The sequence below is a fragment of the Paenibacillus sp. NMA1017 genome (genome assembly GCF_058895805.1).
The window spans coordinates 279,433-295,308 of record NZ_JBZXYR010000001.1; the positions used below are offsets into that span (position 1 = coordinate 279,433).

The window sequence follows — 15,876 nt, forward strand, 5'->3', positions numbered from 1 at the left end:
GAGTTTGTCTTCCTAGATTATCATTATTCTCCGATCCCGCACAAGAGAATCACATTTCGTTTCTAACCCAACATTAGCCTACAACCCCGCAGCTATGCTACGAGTCTCTCCGTCACAGGCTTCAATCGCAGAAAGGTCAGGATTAGCCACATTGACATGCCGCTCCAGCACACGTTCAATAATAGCTTCAATATGCAGAAAAGAAATTTCTCCACGCAGGAAACGGGCAACAGCAATCTCATTAGCTGCATTAAATGCGGTCGGTGCTGTACCACCCATTTTACCACATTCGAAGGCAAGCCTTAAACAAGGAAAACGAATATAATCCATTTCCTTAAAATGGAGTCTGCCCACTTCAGCCAGTGACAACGGCTTCGCCGGGGACTTCATACGCTCAGGGTAAGTCAATGCATATTGAATGGGTACTCTCATGTCCGGATTCCCAAGTTGAGCAACAATGCTTGTATCCTGAAACTCAACATAGGAATGAATAATACTTTCCGGATGAAGCAACACATGAATCTGCTCATAATCAAGTCCGAATAGCCAATGCGCCTCAATGACTTCCAGCCCCTTGTTTACCATCGTTGCTGAATCAATCGTAATTTTGGCCCCCATTGACCAATTGGGATGCTTGAGTGCATCTTCCACTGTAACTTCAAGCAACTGTTCTCTTGTCAAATCGCGAAAAGAACCCCCTGATGCTGTGAGGGTAATATGTGCCACATCTTTCATACGCTCACCATTCAAGCATTGGAAAATAGCTGAATGCTCACTGTCAATCGGCAGCAACGGCACTCCTTTCGCCCGAGCCCGCGCTGTGACCAGATGACCAGCAGTAACCAGTGTTTCCTTATTGGCCAAACCGATCTGTTTTCCAGCCTCAATCGCGGCCAGCGTGGAGTGCAATCCGACACTGCCCATTACAGCCGTCACAACCATATCCGCCTCTGTGTTCGCAGCAAGCTCAACGAGTCCTTCATTTCCCCAATACAGTTCCATTCCAGAAGGCAGTAAAGGACGAATTTCATCCGCCAACTGCCGAGTACCCACAGACACTTTTTTGGGTTTATAGAGGTGCGCCTGCTCAGCAAGTAACTTTATATTAGAACCACCTGCTAAAGCCTCAACAGTAAACTGATCCGGGTGCATGGACACTACATCCAGCGTTTGAGTTCCAATAGATCCGGTTGAACCAAGTACCGTAATTCTTTTCATGATGCACCTTCCTATCCTGAAAATCACTTTTATCCAGGAGCTCATTGATTGTTATTCAGGCAGCTATGCTACTGGTTCCACCTTCTAGTAGCGCAGAGTGAGCAGTATAGAGATTAAGCCTGAGCATAAACTGTATCAACAGACTCATGGAAGCAGCATCAGCATATGTACAAATGGAAAAACGACAATCCAGCTGTCGCAGCGGTCTAGTATACCACCGTGCCCTGGCAGCAGATTACCGGAATCTTTAATGCCGTACACTCGTTTGTATGCAGATTGTACCAAATCGCCCAGTTGTCCCACAACTGCACATGACAAACCGATACCGATGGCTTTGCCCCATGACAGCAGTCCACCTGATAATCCAGCGAATACAAGAGCTATAACCAACGCTAAAACAATGCCACCAATGGATCCTTCGATCGTTTTGTTTGGGCTGATCGCGGGCCATAATTTCGTCTTTCCTGCCATTTTGCCTACAAAATATGCCCCTGCATCACTTGCCCAAATACAAGCCAACAATAAAAATGTCCATAACAGTCCATGTTCCATATGACGTGATTCCGCAATATACGAAAATCCAAACCCTATATAAACGGTACCAAGGAATAGTATAGCTACCGTTTGAATCGGAATTTTATTTTTCGTTCCTACCGTGATGATCATAAAAGCTATCATTACCAGCCAAAGCATACTGGCAAAGGGTAAGGGCGAGTGCAAACCAAAAGATTCATACGGGAATACAAAAGCTAATATACTTACGTATCCAAGTATTGCTGTACCTCCAAAAGGAGATACCTGCGTCATTCGTGCGAACTCATAAAATCCGATTAGGGCCATCGCCAATATAAGCAAATGGTAGGCCAAGCCGCCCCACAGGACCATCGCCAAAAAGAATATGCCTGCCAGAATACCGGTAATTAATCTCTGTCTCAACGGCTTTCATCCTCCATTTACTTCAGTCCGCCATACCGCCGTGTTCTTTGCTGATATTCGATCACTGCTTCGTATAAGTGCTCTTTCTTAAACTCAGGCCAATAAATATCAGTAAACCACAACTCACTGTAGGCAAGCTGCCAGAGCATAAAATTACTAAGTCTAAGCTCACCGCTTGTTCGAATCAGTAAATCAGGGTCTGGCATACCACTAGAAAGCAACGTATTACCGATCAGCTCAGATGTTATATCTTCCGTTTTAAGCTTCCCATCCGCAATTTGACGGCCCAATGTTTGCATGCATTCTGTGATTTCCAACCGACTTCCATAATTTAATGCAAAATTAAGAACAAGTCCGGTATTATTTTCAGTTCGTCGAGTCGCTTCAGTCAGCGCCTCAACGGTATGGGAAGGTAGATGTTCCTTATTTCCCATCATACGCACTTGCACATTTTTTTCAATCAGCTCATCTAGCTCAATAGCCAGAAATTCCTGCGGTAAGCGCATTAGAAAATCAACTTCGTCCTTTGGACGCGTCCAATTTTCAGTTGAAAATGCAAACAAAGTCAAATACTTAATACCCAGTTCATCCGCCGCAATTGCTGTGCGTTTCACTGCCTTCATTCCATTTTGGTGCCCTACAATCCGCGGCATTCCAATCCGTTTGGCCCATCTGCCGTTCCCATCCATGATGACAGCAACATGCTGCGGAATATTGTCTTTTGAAATGGCCGGTATTTGCTGTTTTTGTTCCCCGTTCCACCAAGACCGAACCCGTTTGATCATTCCAGTTCCTCCAGCATTCTCTGAAAATGTGCCTCAGGCTTGAAAAGAGACAAACCCCACCGTAAGGGAGGGGCTGCCAATCTTTTAAACTTCCATAATTTCTTTTTCTTTTGCAGCTAAAACTTTATCCACTTCAGCAATAAATTTATCAGTTGTTTTTTGGATATCTTCCTGATGTTTACGAGATTCGTCCTCGGAAATATCACTTTTCTCCATTTTTTTGATGTCATCATTTGCATCACGACGAATGTTACGAATAGCGATCTTCGCTTCTTCACCGTTCTTCTTCGTCAACTTCACCAAGTCAGTTCTGCGCTCCTCCGTCAAAGCAGGAATGCTCAGACGAATGGTGTTACCATCATTCGAAGGCGTCAAACCTAAATCGGATTTTTGTATAGCGCGCTCGATATCAGCCAAGGAAGATTTGTCCCAAGGCTGAATCATCAAGGTCCGGCTGTCAGGTGTATTGATATTCGCCAGCTGGTTGACTGGAGTCATTGAACCATAATACTCTACCTGTACACGGTCCAGTAAAGCTGGTGTCGCCCGTCCTGCACGCAAAGATGCAAGATCACGTTGCAATGCCTGGATTGCTTTTTGCATGCGTTCCTCAGCACTCTTTTTCACAGATTGTGGCATTAATTTACACTCCCTTTGACGATCGTACCAATTTTCTCACCCAGCACGACACGTTTAATGTTACCTTGCTCTGTAATAGCAAAGACAATCAACGGAATATTGTTATCCATGCACAACGAGGAAGCCGTAGAATCCATGACACCGAGGTTTTTGTTGAGCACATCCAAATACGTAAGCTGCTCATATTTCTCGGCTGTGCTATCTTTAAACGGATCAGCAGAATATACGCCATCCACTTTATTTTTAGCCATCAGAATCACTTCTGCTTCAATCTCAGCGGCACGCAATGCAGCTGTAGTATCAGTCGAGAAGAATGGATTACCTGTACCTGCCGCAAAAATAACAACCCGACCTTTTTCCAGATGACGGATAGCTCTACGGCGGATGTAAGGTTCTGCAATCTGTTGCATCGCGATGGATGTTTGTACACGCGTAGGTACTTCAATTTGTTCCAAAGCATCCTGTAAGGCCAGTGAGTTCATCACCGTTGCCAGCATACCCATGTAATCTGCCGTGGCCCGGTCAATTCCGTTGGCACTTCCAGCAATACCACGCCAGATGTTACCGCCACCACACACGATAGCAACTTCTACTCCCAGTTCTACCACGTCCTTGACTTGTTCGGCAATGGACGCAATCGTATCCGCATCAATACCGTAACCGTTAGGACCTGACAGCGATTCACCACTAACTTTCAGGACAACACGCTTAAACACAGGTTTTTCCAAATGATCACCCTCCAATATCATTTATACTTTATGTAACAGGATAGGTGTCCTGTTGCAAGAAAAGGAACACTGATGTGTTCCATTTCCGTTTTTTCCATATGCAATTACCGTTCGTTGGTAATTATTGTTTCACTTGAGACATAACTTCTTCGTAGAAGTTGTCTTCTTTTTTCTCCAGACCTTCACCCAGTTCAAAACGAACAAAGCGACGCAGGGAGATGTTTTCGCCAATTGTACTGATTTTTTCGTTGATAAGCGTGGAGATTGTTTTGTCCGGATCTTTGATGAAAGATTGCTCCAACAAACAGAACTCTTCATAGAACTTACCAATGCGGCCTTCAACCATTTTTTCGACGATTTTCTCTGGTTTACCTTCGTTCAGAGCTTGTGCTTTCAGGATTTCTTTTTCTTTTTCGATCTCTTCCTGTGGCACTTCTTCACGACGAACATAACGAGGGTTCGATGCAGCGATATGCATTGCAATGTCGCGTACAAAATCTCTGAACTGGTCTGTTTTAGCTACGAAGTCTGTTTCGCAGTTTACTTCTACCAGTACGCCGATACGGCCGCCAGCATGAATGTAGGATTCAACAACACCTTCAGTAGCAATACGACCTGCTTTGTTGGCTGCAGCTGCAAGTCCTTTTTCGCGCAGAACTTCAACCGCTTTTGTCAAATCACCATTTGCTTCTTCAAGCGCTTTTTTACAATCCAGCATTCCTGCGCCTGTTTTTTCACGAAGCTCTTTTACTGCGCTAGCATTAACTGCCATATTATTTCCCTCCAAATTTGATTTTCAGTGGTATACCGTGCTTTATTCCTTAAAAAAAGGGTAGTGAGAGGTTATACACCTGCCAACCACCCTTTTCATTTAATTCATATAGGTATTTCCTAATGGAAATATTATGCTGTAGTTTCTTCGCCTTGGTTTGCTTCCATAACTGCATCGGCCATTTTACCTGTCAGCAATTTAACAGCGCGGATTGCGTCGTCATTACCTGGGATAACATAGTCAATTTCGTCTGGATCGCAGTTTGTATCAACGATACCTACGATTGGGATACCCAATTTGCGAGCTTCAGCAACCGCGATACGTTCTTTGCGTGGATCAATGATGAACAGAGCACTTGGAAGGCCCTTCATGTTTTTGATACCGCCCAAGAATTTTTCAAGACGATCTTTTTCTTTGCGAAGAATGATAACTTCTTTTTTAGGAAGAACAGCGAAAGTACCGTCTTCTTCCCAAGCTTCCAGTTGTTTCAAACGGTCAATACGTTTTTGAATCGTTTGGAAGTTAGTCAGCGTACCACCCAACCAACGTTGGTTAATATAGAATTGACCAGCGCGTGCTGCTTCTTCTTTAACGGAATCTTGTGCTTGTTTCTTTGTGCCTACGAACAGAATTGTACCATTCTCAGCTGCAATGCTTTTCACGAAGTTGTAAGCTTCCTCAACCTTTTTCACTGTCTTTTGCAAGTCAATGATGTAAATACCGTTTCTTTCAGTGAAGATATAACGATCCATTTTCGGGTTCCAGCGACGTGTTTGGTGACCAAAGTGAACCCCAGCTTCCAAAAGCTGTTTCATGGAGATTACTGCCATCTTCACGCACCTCCTAAGTTTGGTTTTTTGTGTGTCCTCCGCCGATATCATTTTTCATAAAGACTCTCCAATGGAAAGCACCCTTTATAAAATTAACCGACGTGCGTTTTTAACACCGTCAATTAATATACCATAACACTTGCATCGTTGCAACCAACTTTTCGACAATAGTTGGAACAACGCAAAATGTGACGTTCTACGCCTCTCATTGTACTTATCAGCAAGAATAAAAGCCGTCTACTTCCCGGTCTGGTCAGTTGGACGGCTTTTTCGTAATTTTAGTAATGATAGAACTGAAATCCTCACCTTTAGCAAACTGATAGGTACCGGTACGAATTTTAGTATTGATTTTTTGAGCCTTAGCTGCTGTCTCAAATGCACTAGCATCCGATACGACCCCTGCCCGTTGCAATCCTGATGCCACACTTCTCAAATTGCTTCCCGATGCAATGCTATACTGCACTTGTGGGGTGGCAGGCTGCTTGGGGATATTGGGAGTCGTTGTAGTCCCAGATCTTTGAGTCTGCGGCTTATTCGGACTTTGTGGAACCGATGTGCTGGTCGAAGGTTTAGAAGCAGCCGCGGATGTGCTGTTTGTAGGTGCCTTTGGTGTTGCCGGCGTTTGAGCTGGTTTAGCCTTTTGGGGTGCTACCGGAGTTTTATTACCTTCCTTGATCACCTTATTACGCCATTCCTCTTCTGTCATTTTCGGATCAGAGCTGTCACTGATCTGAAGATTTAATTCAGCTGCTGCCTTTTCTAATTGCTCTCGCGTCATGTTTTTCGGGACTGTGGAAGATTGCTGCGATTGTCCCTGACCGATCATCGCCAGTTGCAACAGCAATGCCCCCGTTATAAGACCAGTACCCATGCCTAGCATAAATGAACGGTTTTTGATCACGTTACATCCTCCCGCTCCGCGAGTTGCAATATGAGCTGTACTTCACCCCGTTGAATGCCTGATTGCTTGGCTATATAGTCCACCGACTTGCCTTGCTCATGCAGCGCAAACAACTCTTGATAACGATCACGGATGGATTCTGCTTCCTGCTCAACTTCAGGGTCTTGTAATGCCGTCTGCTCATCCATAGTTATGAGGGGAGCTTCTGAACCAGAGTAACCTTCCTGCACAGACATTCCAGGTTGCGGACTTTGAAATTGACCGTATGCAACCGCTGCCTGATGAGAAGTAGCTGTATGTTGTATTTCCTTTAATACAGGCTCGGTTTGTATAGAGACAGTAGCAAACATAGCCTGGCGCTCAAGCTCCACGATACGGCTCCGAAGCTCGGCTACTTGCTCCTGTAATGCCGCCTGTTTAACTGTATGCTCCTGCTTCATACCAGAAACGAGCTCAATCAACTCGTCATTATCGTTTTCAATATCGGCCATGTATTGCTCCAATGTGGCCTCGACCTTTTGAACGACGGCCTCTTCTGTTCCCCGGCCTGGCTGACGCTTAGGCAGAAGCCAGGCGTAGACAACAGCTGCGGCGCCCAGCAGAACAATATAAATCCATGGTTGATCCACTGTCCATCGTCTCCTTTAATAACACTTCTCCACCTGTCGGATCAGAGCGAAAAATCAATATGGTGTCCCTTGAACGGATGCTCTGCCGGATGCTCCTTAGGCAGCTCAGACTCATCTGACCGGGAGCGGCTCTGCTGGGAAGAATCTCTGCTCTGCCCTCCTGTTTGCCGCTCACCGACGAATGTTTCCGCAGACTGATCTACGGCACTGCTTCGCTGACGCATGTTCTCCGTCTCCAGCGCGGCCTTTTGTCCAAGCAATGCTTGATCATTCATCGGCCGCTGCTGGGACTCACTTTGGTATTTCCCTGCTTCACTGGTGCGAGGTACGGCAATTTGCAATTCAACAGCCTTCAAGCTCATTGGACCACACCCTTTCCGATTGGGCATCCGTATCTGTCTTCCAAGGAATACAATGTTGAATGTTGTTTATCAGTGTGCCGAATTACACGTAGGAGGACATGCTGATGTCTCCTTCATGATAATAAAACGCCATTCTTTCCACTGAATCTTTAATAAATTTTGTATATCTGCCGATAACTATTTTAGAGCCACCGTAAATCACATTTTTTACTTCTACCCGTGCACGGCTTGTATCCTCTAATGTTCGTTCAATTTCAAGCATTCTGGACTTGGTTTCCAAAAGCTCCTGTTCATTTGATTTTTTAGTAGATGTCAGCTTGATTCGCATAGCCATTCTTTCAGGTGCAAGCTGTCCGGCGGCGGCAAGCTGATCCAATATGGTAAGGGCCTTATTCGTTTTATCCTGGCTATCTGTCTGCTGCTTCAAACGTGCGCGGAGTTCTGTCAGTTCATCGCGAAGTTCAGGAAGCACACCCACTTCGATAACAGTAGCTGTGGACATCGTATTACCGATGGTACGAGCCACTACCTTTTTACCAGCTTGTACACTGCCACCTACGATAAGCCCTTTGGTCCCCTCGCAGAGTACGTTTACACTCGCTTTAATCTGGGAATGCATGATGCTCTGGGATACAAGTATATCGCCTCCCGCAATCACGTTACCATCTTGTATGAATGAGCATTTGACATTTTGTGCAGCTTTCACGAACCCCTTATGGTATCCGATAATACCACCACTGATTTCCACTGAACCTTCCGCCTCAATTTCAGCGCCTTCCACACCACCGATGACTCGAATGTCGCCAGCTGCCCGAACGCGAAAACCTGTCAAGACATTCCCACGAATGACGACGGTTCCAACAAAATCAATGTTACCGACACTATAATCGACGTCCCCGTTCACTTCATATACAGGGAATACATTAAGTTTGCCCTTTTCAGTCGTAGTCACCAGTCCGTCAATAGCCGCATACATCGCAACACCTTCTGGATGGATCACTACATTTTTTCCGACTTTGAAACGCGCCTCTTTACCTGGAAGAAAAGGAATTTCCTCTCCGGTTACAGCAATCCCCGGTACACCCGGCACAGGATCAACCCGTTCGGCAATCAGTTGACCACGTTTTACATTTCTTAAACGAGTTAGTTCTTTATAATCCACCCGTCCATCCACGGTTTCAAGCGGTTTATGTGCATCTTCGCCAGTCACAATATCAGCCAGATTAATTTTTCCGTCTGTGCCATGGATCGGCTGCTTTCCCTGAGCAATCAGTAATTTTCCGAAGAAATGATCTTCCGGACTTGCCGCAAATACGCGAATTGCATCGGTCATTAAACCGTAGGATATTTTTTGGTTGCTTAGAAAACGCTCTAATTCTTCCACAGAACAGGCAAAGCCTTCTTCACGTTTGGCAAACTCCAAGTAGGCGGTTTGTTTGTCAGGTGAGACAACCACTTTTAAAAACTGGTCCAAAGCATATTGCTTCTCCACAAGGGTGCTCCTTCCGTCTAACTGTTACTGTAACCTCCCGTACGTTAATCTTTACGCATTAGCAAATCCCGTTGTTTGTCCAATGTCGCTCTCAGACGTAATATTGCTTTGGAATGCAACTGTGAAATTCGCGATGGAGATAGCGACATGACCTCAGCGATTTCGCTGAGTGACAAATCCTCGTAATACAATAAAGAAACAACGATACGTTCTTTTTCAGTCAATTTATCAATGCCTTGTGCAAGGGCATCACGAAGTGTAAATTCATTGACCTTATGATCCGGGTTTTTTGCCTTCTCGTCCACCAAAAGGGAAAGCCGTGTTTCCGATTCCTCTTCGCGGATCGGGTCCTCCAGTGAGACAATCGACATGACGGCGACCTCCTGGATCATATTTTGAAACTCTTTCTCAGAAACGTCCAAATAATGACTCATCTCTTCGTCGCTTACCGTGCGTAGATACCTTTGTTCCAAATGTTGATAGGCATCCTCGATTTTTTTCGCTTTTTCCCTAACGGAACGAGGAACCCAATCCCCTTGACGAAGACCATCCAAAATCGCTCCACGAACACGCCAAGAAGCATAGGTCTCAAACTGCAAACCACGCTCATAGTCAAATTTCTCTAAAGCGTCAATCAAGCCCATAACGCCGTTACTCGCCAGATCATCCTTGGATACATTTTTAGGCAAGCCTACTGCAAGACGGCCTGACACATATTCCACAATATGGAGATACTTTTCAATTAACTGTTTTTTTGCTTCCTTGTCACCGTGTTCTTTCCATTGTTCCCATAGTTCGGAATGGTTTAAATGAGCGGCTTTTCGCTCGTTCATCGGCTTCACCCTCCTTATTTGTCTGTCAGGTGACGAACGGCCTTGGCCAATTCTTCAGGGTCCTTGTTGGAAACCAGCTTAGGTGGGTTTAAAGGTGCGAAATCATTATTCCCCTCGTCCGTCTGCTCTGGTTTCGGTTTCAGCAATTCATTCAGGTCTTCATTTTCGTCTGGTGTCGTCAGGTCCAGATTCCCCCCTACGCCATCTACCTGAGAGCTTGCCCGGCTTTGGGCATTTCCCAGATCTGGCCGCGCTACAACACCTAGTGTCCAGCGCAGCACAAATGCAAGTAGGAACCAAAAAACGAAGGCGATCAAGCCACGAATTAAGCTCGTGGTCAGCAGATTGCTGCCAACGGACAACACAAAAGTCAGAATAAATCCGACTACTCCAGACCAAAGATTAATGCGTAAGCTACCAAATAACATGTTTATAATTCCTTTACACCTTTTTGTACGCTTCGAATATTCAAAACGCCAGTTTCAGAGTCCAACTCAATCGTTCGTCCATAATTGCCACCTGTGTCCTCCGCAATCAAAGGAATGCCGAGATCTACGAGCATTTCCTTGCATGATTCTACATTACGTGGACCAATCCGCATGGTGTCTCCACTACCAGCAAAGGCGAACATCTGCGCTCCCCCTGCCATTTTGGCAATCAGCCTGCGTCGTTCAGCACCCAATTTCAGCATCCGCTCAAATAACTCGGGCAGCGCCGTATCGGCGTATTTAGCAATATTCAGTTGCCCTTCACGTGCAATATCCGAGGATGGTAGCATCACATGTGCCATACCTGCCAGTTTCAAATGAGGATCGTAGAGAGTCAATCCGACGCAGGAGCCAAGTCCTGTCGTGCGAATCGAGTTCGGGTTACTGGTAACATTTAAGTCTGCCATACCCACTTTAATGATGCTTTTATCCTCAATCATCGTTCATCGGGACTCCTAACGACCTAAAGATTTTCCCGAACGATTCTGGATCAGGAATCAGGAAAAATTGACCCTCTATCTGATTCTGCCCTTCCAGAAACGATGTGTCAATCAATAATGCAGCATCCCCCATCTGCCCAAACTGCAGCAGTCCGTAGCTGAGAATTGCTCCTGCCATGTCCAACGCCAGCGCAGGGACTGTTGGATACATAGATAAACGTGTAAAATCGGCCAGCGAAGACAGGTATGAGCCTGCTAAAATGTTTCCGATCTCCGACAGGGCTGAGTGCTCCATTTCATTAAAACTGTCCTCGTCATCTGAAGGAATATTCGCCAAACGGGAAAGTAAGCCTTTTGCCGCCTGAGGCTGCAATATGAAGAATAGATTGCCGGGGGCTTCCCCTTCTACCCTAAAAAATATTGCAACAACAAGTTGCTCATATCCGCCCACTTTGTCCGCAATTTCCTCAAAGGGCAGCATTTGTACTTTGGGGACACCCATGTCGACCGGTTTATTGAGAAGCCGGGAGAGCGCTGTAGCAGCGTTCCCCGAGCCGATGTTGCCGACTTCTTTCAACACATCCAACTTGAAGTCTTCGAGATTCCCAAGATTCTCCATATGTTAATCCTCTAAGCCTTCCAGTTGGTTCATTTCGCTACGATTCAGGACTTCGGACAAGTTCAGCATAATCAACAAGCGCTCTTCGCCAATTTTAGCAACTCCGCGAAGGTATTTAGCCTTAACTCCGCCAATCACTTCCGGTGGTGTCTCGATATTATCAGTATTCAGGTCAATAACGTCATTCGCTGAATCTACGATAAAGCCGACTTGCATTTCGCCCACTGCAACGATAATGATGCGAGTTTGATCGGTATATTCAGCTTCAGGCAATCCAAATCGGCCACGAAGATCAATAACCGGAATGACTACGCCTCTCATGTTGAATACGCCTTTCACAAAATCGTAGGTTCTTGGAACCCGTGTAATCGGCACCATGCGTTCAATAGATTGGACTTTTTCTACTTCAACACCGTATTCCTCTTCACCAAGCTTAAATACGATAACTTTAATTTCTTCTCCCATGTCTAAAAACCCTCCTTATTGATGTCAGCAACTTCACATTTCTTTCATTTCTGATGAAGACATTATTTAATGAAAACATTCGGGTCAATGATCAAAGCAACCTGACCGTCACCCAGAATCGTGGCGCCTGAAATTCCTTGGATATTTGGAAGGTATTTGCCCAGATTTTTAAGAACAATTTCACTTTGTCCCAAAAAGTCCTGTACGGAAAGAGCTGCCAGACGGTCTCCCTTGCGGATGACCACAACCTCTGTCTCTTCTTCTTCATCTTCATTGAAGTCCGGTACCTCAAACAGCTGACTCAAGGAGATGAGCGGGATATGAGAATCGCGGAAAGCAATCATTTTATTACCATGTACAGAACGAATTTGTGTCCGTTTGACGATCGCAGTCTCCACAATGGAGGACAATGGAATCGCATATTTTTCAGAACCGATCTGTATCATCATGGCTGCAATAATGGATAGGGTCAGCGGCAATTGCACAGAGAAATTAGTGCCTTGGCCCAGTGTAGAGTGAACCGTGACATTACCACCCAAAGCGGTGATTTTGGATTTAACAACGTCCAAACCGACACCGCGTCCTGATACGTCTGAAATAACTGCAGCTGTGCTAAAACCCGGAGCAAACAATACCTGATAGGCTTCCTCGTCGGTCATGACCGCTGCTTGCTCTGCTGTCAAAATCCCTTTAGAAATAGCACTGTTTAGTACCTTATCGCGATTAATACCATTTCCGTCATCTTCTATCTCGATGAATACGTTATTTCCGCTATGGAACGCACGCAAGTTAACCGTTCCTGTCTCAGGTTTACCCGCTGCAATCCGATCGGCTACCGACTCAATGCCATGATCCACGGAGTTACGAAGCAAATGCACCAAAGGATCGCCAATTTCGTCGATAACAGTGCGGTCCATTTCAGTCTCTGCTCCAGTAATAACCAAATCAAGTTTTTTGTCCAGCGATTTGGCCAGATCGCGCACCATACGCGGGAAACGATTGAAAACAGTATCTACGGGTACCATCCGCAATTTAAGAACGACGTTTTGCAAATCGCTGCTCACACGACTCATGTGCTCTACCGTTTCTGTCAGTGCTGGATTGGAAGCTTCACTTGCCAACTGCTCTAACCGCACACGGTCAATGAGCAACTCGCTAAATAAGTTCATAAGTACATCCAGACGTTCAATATCCACACGAATCGTACGGTTATGCGTAGGCGCAGCTGCCTTAGCTGCTGGCGCCTTACCTGCAGCTGGCTTAGCCACAGAGGCCGCAGCTGGAGACTGCGGCTGGGATGGAGCAGGTGGTTGCACGGCAACAGGAGCTTCCTGTACCGCAGCAGTCTCAGCCAGTCCAGCAGTAACTTCGCTCATTTGTTTAAGCGATTCCTGATCTAGTTGTACCACTGAGACCGTGTCAATTTCAGAGATACCCGCGATTTCCTTTTCCAGCTCCCCAACTTCTTTCTGCGTTATGTAATATAACGAGAAGCTTTGCTCGAATTTCTCCTGCTCAATATCTTGTACCGACGGATAGGCCTTGACGATTTCACCAGAGTTCTCCAGCGTGTTGAACACCATAAAAGCACGTGCCGCCTTCAACTGGCTCTCTGAGCTGATTGTTACCTGTATATAGTGAACACGATGTCCTTCAGAAATAGATTGCTCCAGTACAGAATACTGGAACTGATCCAAGACAAGCCCAGCACTATCGTTTTTGTCCACTTTTTTAGATGGAGACTCCTCAGTCGAAGCATTTGCGCCGGACTTTTGGAAATCCCCACTCACAATGGATTGTAGTGAAGATACAATAGAGGAGACATCCGCTTTTCCGTCGCCTCCCTCTGTAATGTGCTGCACCATGGACTCCAAAGCATCCAATCCTTTAAATAAGGTATCGAATATAAATTCATGCATCGCCAGCTTGTTGTTACGTACCAGATCAAGAACGTTTTCCATTTGGTGAGTAAGCGATGCTAGGTCTTCAAACCCCATCGTAGCAGCCATTCCCTTGAGGGTATGGGCAGAACGGAAAATCACCTGAACGATGCCTAGATCAGTTGGATTGCTTTCCAGTTGAAGCATTTTTTCGTTAAGAGATTGCAGATGATCATTCGACTCATCAATAAACATGTTTAAATATTGGTTCATGTCCATTGTGAGACACCTCCTCCATGAGTTACACTCCGATTATTTCACAACTTGTACAAGCTTGGGGGCGATCTCCTGCATTGGCAGAAGGTGACGCACACATTTTAACTCTACTGCTGAGCGGGGCATTCCGTACACTACACAAGTTTCCTCATTTTCAGCAAATGTGGATTGTACCCCAGCATCATAAAGCTTTTTCATCATTTTGGCCCCGTCGCTCCCCATTCCAGTGAGCAATACTAGATGCCGCTCCAACGAGGTTAACGAGAGCAACGATTCAAACATCGTGTCTACGGAAGGACGGTGACCATTGCGAGCTTCCTCCATCTTCAGTGACACAGTGTATTTACCACCGGCTCCTGATACAATTCTTAGCTGATATCCCCCTGGGGCAATGTAGGCCGTTCCAGTCTCCAGCGTCATTCCCTGTTCAGCCTCCACAACTCGGAGTGGACTTAACGTGTTTAAGCGTTGTGCCAGCGAACGAGTGAAGTTTGGCGGCATATGCTGAACGATAACGATTGGAGCAGGAAAATCACCAGGAATGCGTTCCAATAGCGTCTTAAGCGCCCGTGGACCGCCCGTAGAACATCCTACCGCCACCAGTTTGCGAAAATTGGACGTGTGTACACCTTTTTTTAGAGATAATCCCATAGGTGCGGCAGGAACTGTAGGTGCCGTTACTGGAGACGTAGCAGCCGCAGGAGTAGCTGATGAAATCACCGTCTTTCGCGACTCCGGCTTAACCAGCCCTGCTTTATCCTTACCATGCAGCGATTTGCCAGCAGCGGTATTAGAACTGTTTAGTTGCCCTGGTGTTCGTCCCATCCCCTTGGACAAGTCTTCCTTTTTCTGAACAGCAGGTGCTTGAACTGACTTGCTTGGCTGAGCAGCTGGCTGCTGTTCTATGCGCCCCGCCGTAACAGATGTTCCAGACTGTTGTCGTTTAGCTTCCTGCTTGGTTGCTGCCGGGGCGGACTTACCAGCATCACGCTTCGGCTGAGCTGGTACAGCAGGTGCAGGAGCATGCGGAACAACAGGAGGCTTGTCTGTTGAAGCTTGACTGCCTGCTCGTTTCTCAGTCACAGCCTGTCCTGGAGGCTTTTCCTGTGGCGTTTTTTTCGCTTGTTCCAATGCAGCCTTGCGCTCATTAGCTTCCTTGCGCTCCAGGCGGCTCCTCACTGCTTGCATAGCAGTGTGCATCTGTTCCAGCAGCGCCTTGCTCACTTGCTGAATATCTTGCGCATGAGCAATAGAAGGCTTTCTTATAAAATCGAAAGCTCCTGCCTCCAAAGCCATGATGGTCTCCTTCATACCTTGTTCATTAATGCCTGACAGCATAATAACAGGTAGCGGATGGGCTGCCATAATCAATGGCAATGCTTCAAGACCATTCATTTCAGGCATCTCGACATCCATGGTGACCAAATCGGGCTGCAATTCCTTCACTTTCTCTACAGCCTCTTTGCCATTGGCGGCTGTACCTACGATGTTGAACGACTCATCCCTTACAATTAAATCTGTAATAATTTTGCGCATAAAGGCCGAATCATCTACAACCAGCACCCGGTAAGCACACATGTTAA

General features: G+C 46.0%; 18 protein-coding genes. All 18 read right to left on the bottom strand.

The features are described from left to right. Nucleotides 1-78 precede the first annotated feature (78 nt). Nucleotides 79-1,218, bottom strand: a complete 1,140-nt coding sequence (locus AC5ELV_RS01270) for a 1-deoxy-D-xylulose-5-phosphate reductoisomerase (RefSeq protein WP_493428842.1) — start codon at nt 1,216-1,218, stop codon at nt 79-81. A gap of 144 nt (nt 1,219-1,362) precedes the next feature. Beyond that, nucleotides 1,363-2,154 carry a phosphatidate cytidylyltransferase gene (locus tag AC5ELV_RS01275; protein ID WP_493428843.1) on the bottom strand — a complete coding sequence of 264 codons (792 nt, stop codon included), beginning with the start codon at nt 2,152-2,154 and terminating at the stop codon, nt 1,363-1,365. Between the two features lie 17 nt (nt 2,155-2,171). Next, a complete protein-coding gene (uppS, locus tag AC5ELV_RS01280) occupies nt 2,172-2,939 on the bottom strand; it encodes an undecaprenyl pyrophosphate synthase (protein WP_493428844.1) in 768 nt (255 codons plus the stop codon). Between the two features lie 84 nt (nt 2,940-3,023). After that, nucleotides 3,024-3,578 carry a ribosome recycling factor gene (gene frr, locus AC5ELV_RS01285; RefSeq protein WP_493428845.1) on the bottom strand — a complete coding sequence of 185 codons (555 nt, stop codon included), beginning with the start codon at nt 3,576-3,578 and terminating at the stop codon, nt 3,024-3,026. Further along, nucleotides 3,578-4,306, bottom strand: coding sequence for a UMP kinase (pyrH, locus tag AC5ELV_RS01290; protein WP_013309918.1), 729 nt, complete (start codon nt 4,304-4,306; stop codon nt 3,578-3,580). Before pyrH ends, frr begins: the two co-directional genes overlap by 1 nt. A gap of 121 nt (nt 4,307-4,427) precedes the next feature. Next, nucleotides 4,428-5,078 (bottom strand): translation elongation factor Ts, encoded by a 651-nt coding sequence (gene tsf, locus AC5ELV_RS01295; RefSeq protein ID WP_013309917.1) that lies wholly within the window; start codon nt 5,076-5,078, stop codon nt 4,428-4,430. Between the two features lie 131 nt (nt 5,079-5,209). Beyond that, complete coding sequence (gene rpsB, locus AC5ELV_RS01300; protein ID WP_013309916.1) at nt 5,210-5,908, bottom strand: 30S ribosomal protein S2; 699 nt, start codon at nt 5,906-5,908, stop codon at nt 5,210-5,212. Nucleotides 5,909-6,161: 253 nt separating this feature from the next. Continuing rightward, nucleotides 6,162-6,809, bottom strand: a complete 648-nt coding sequence (locus tag AC5ELV_RS01305) for an endolytic transglycosylase MltG (RefSeq protein WP_493428846.1) — start codon at nt 6,807-6,809, stop codon at nt 6,162-6,164. Then, nucleotides 6,806-7,438, bottom strand: coding sequence for a hypothetical protein (locus AC5ELV_RS01310; RefSeq protein ID WP_493428847.1), 633 nt, complete (start codon nt 7,436-7,438; stop codon nt 6,806-6,808). The genes AC5ELV_RS01305 and AC5ELV_RS01310 overlap by 4 nt, the downstream gene beginning before the upstream one ends. 41 nt (nt 7,439-7,479) lie before the next feature. Then, complete coding sequence (locus AC5ELV_RS01315; RefSeq protein ID WP_023988206.1) at nt 7,480-7,800, bottom strand: hypothetical protein; 321 nt, start codon at nt 7,798-7,800, stop codon at nt 7,480-7,482. Between the two features lie 82 nt (nt 7,801-7,882). After that, nucleotides 7,883-9,292, bottom strand: coding sequence for a flagellar assembly protein A (locus AC5ELV_RS01320; protein WP_023988205.1), 1,410 nt, complete (start codon nt 9,290-9,292; stop codon nt 7,883-7,885). 44 nt (nt 9,293-9,336) lie between these two features. Beyond that, complete coding sequence (locus AC5ELV_RS01325) at nt 9,337-10,125, bottom strand: FliA/WhiG family RNA polymerase sigma factor (protein WP_013309911.1); 789 nt, start codon at nt 10,123-10,125, stop codon at nt 9,337-9,339. Nucleotides 10,126-10,139: 14 nt separating this feature from the next. Beyond that, nucleotides 10,140-10,553 (bottom strand): hypothetical protein, encoded by a 414-nt coding sequence (locus AC5ELV_RS01330; RefSeq protein WP_493428848.1) that lies wholly within the window; start codon nt 10,551-10,553, stop codon nt 10,140-10,142. A gap of 2 nt (nt 10,554-10,555) precedes the next feature. Continuing rightward, on the bottom strand, nt 10,556-11,053 hold the full coding sequence (locus AC5ELV_RS01335) for a chemotaxis protein CheD (RefSeq protein WP_010346358.1): 498 nt from the start codon (nt 11,051-11,053) through the stop codon (nt 10,556-10,558). After that, nucleotides 11,046-11,672: a chemotaxis protein CheC gene (locus AC5ELV_RS01340; protein WP_071640509.1), complete on the bottom strand. Its 627-nt coding sequence runs from the start codon at nt 11,670-11,672 to the stop codon at nt 11,046-11,048. The genes AC5ELV_RS01335 and AC5ELV_RS01340 overlap by 8 nt, the downstream gene beginning before the upstream one ends. Before the next feature lie 3 nt (nt 11,673-11,675). Next, the gene (locus AC5ELV_RS01345; protein WP_007430046.1) at nt 11,676-12,137 is read right to left on the bottom strand and encodes a chemotaxis protein CheW; all 462 of its coding nucleotides are present in this window, start codon (nt 12,135-12,137) and stop codon (nt 11,676-11,678) included. Between the two features lie 62 nt (nt 12,138-12,199). Beyond that, nucleotides 12,200-14,296, bottom strand: a complete 2,097-nt coding sequence (locus tag AC5ELV_RS01350; protein ID WP_493428849.1) for a chemotaxis protein CheW — start codon at nt 14,294-14,296, stop codon at nt 12,200-12,202. A gap of 33 nt (nt 14,297-14,329) precedes the next feature. After that, complete coding sequence (locus AC5ELV_RS01355) at nt 14,330-15,871, bottom strand: chemotaxis protein CheB (RefSeq protein ID WP_493429335.1); 1,542 nt, start codon at nt 15,869-15,871, stop codon at nt 14,330-14,332. Nucleotides 15,872-15,876 lie beyond the last annotated feature (5 nt).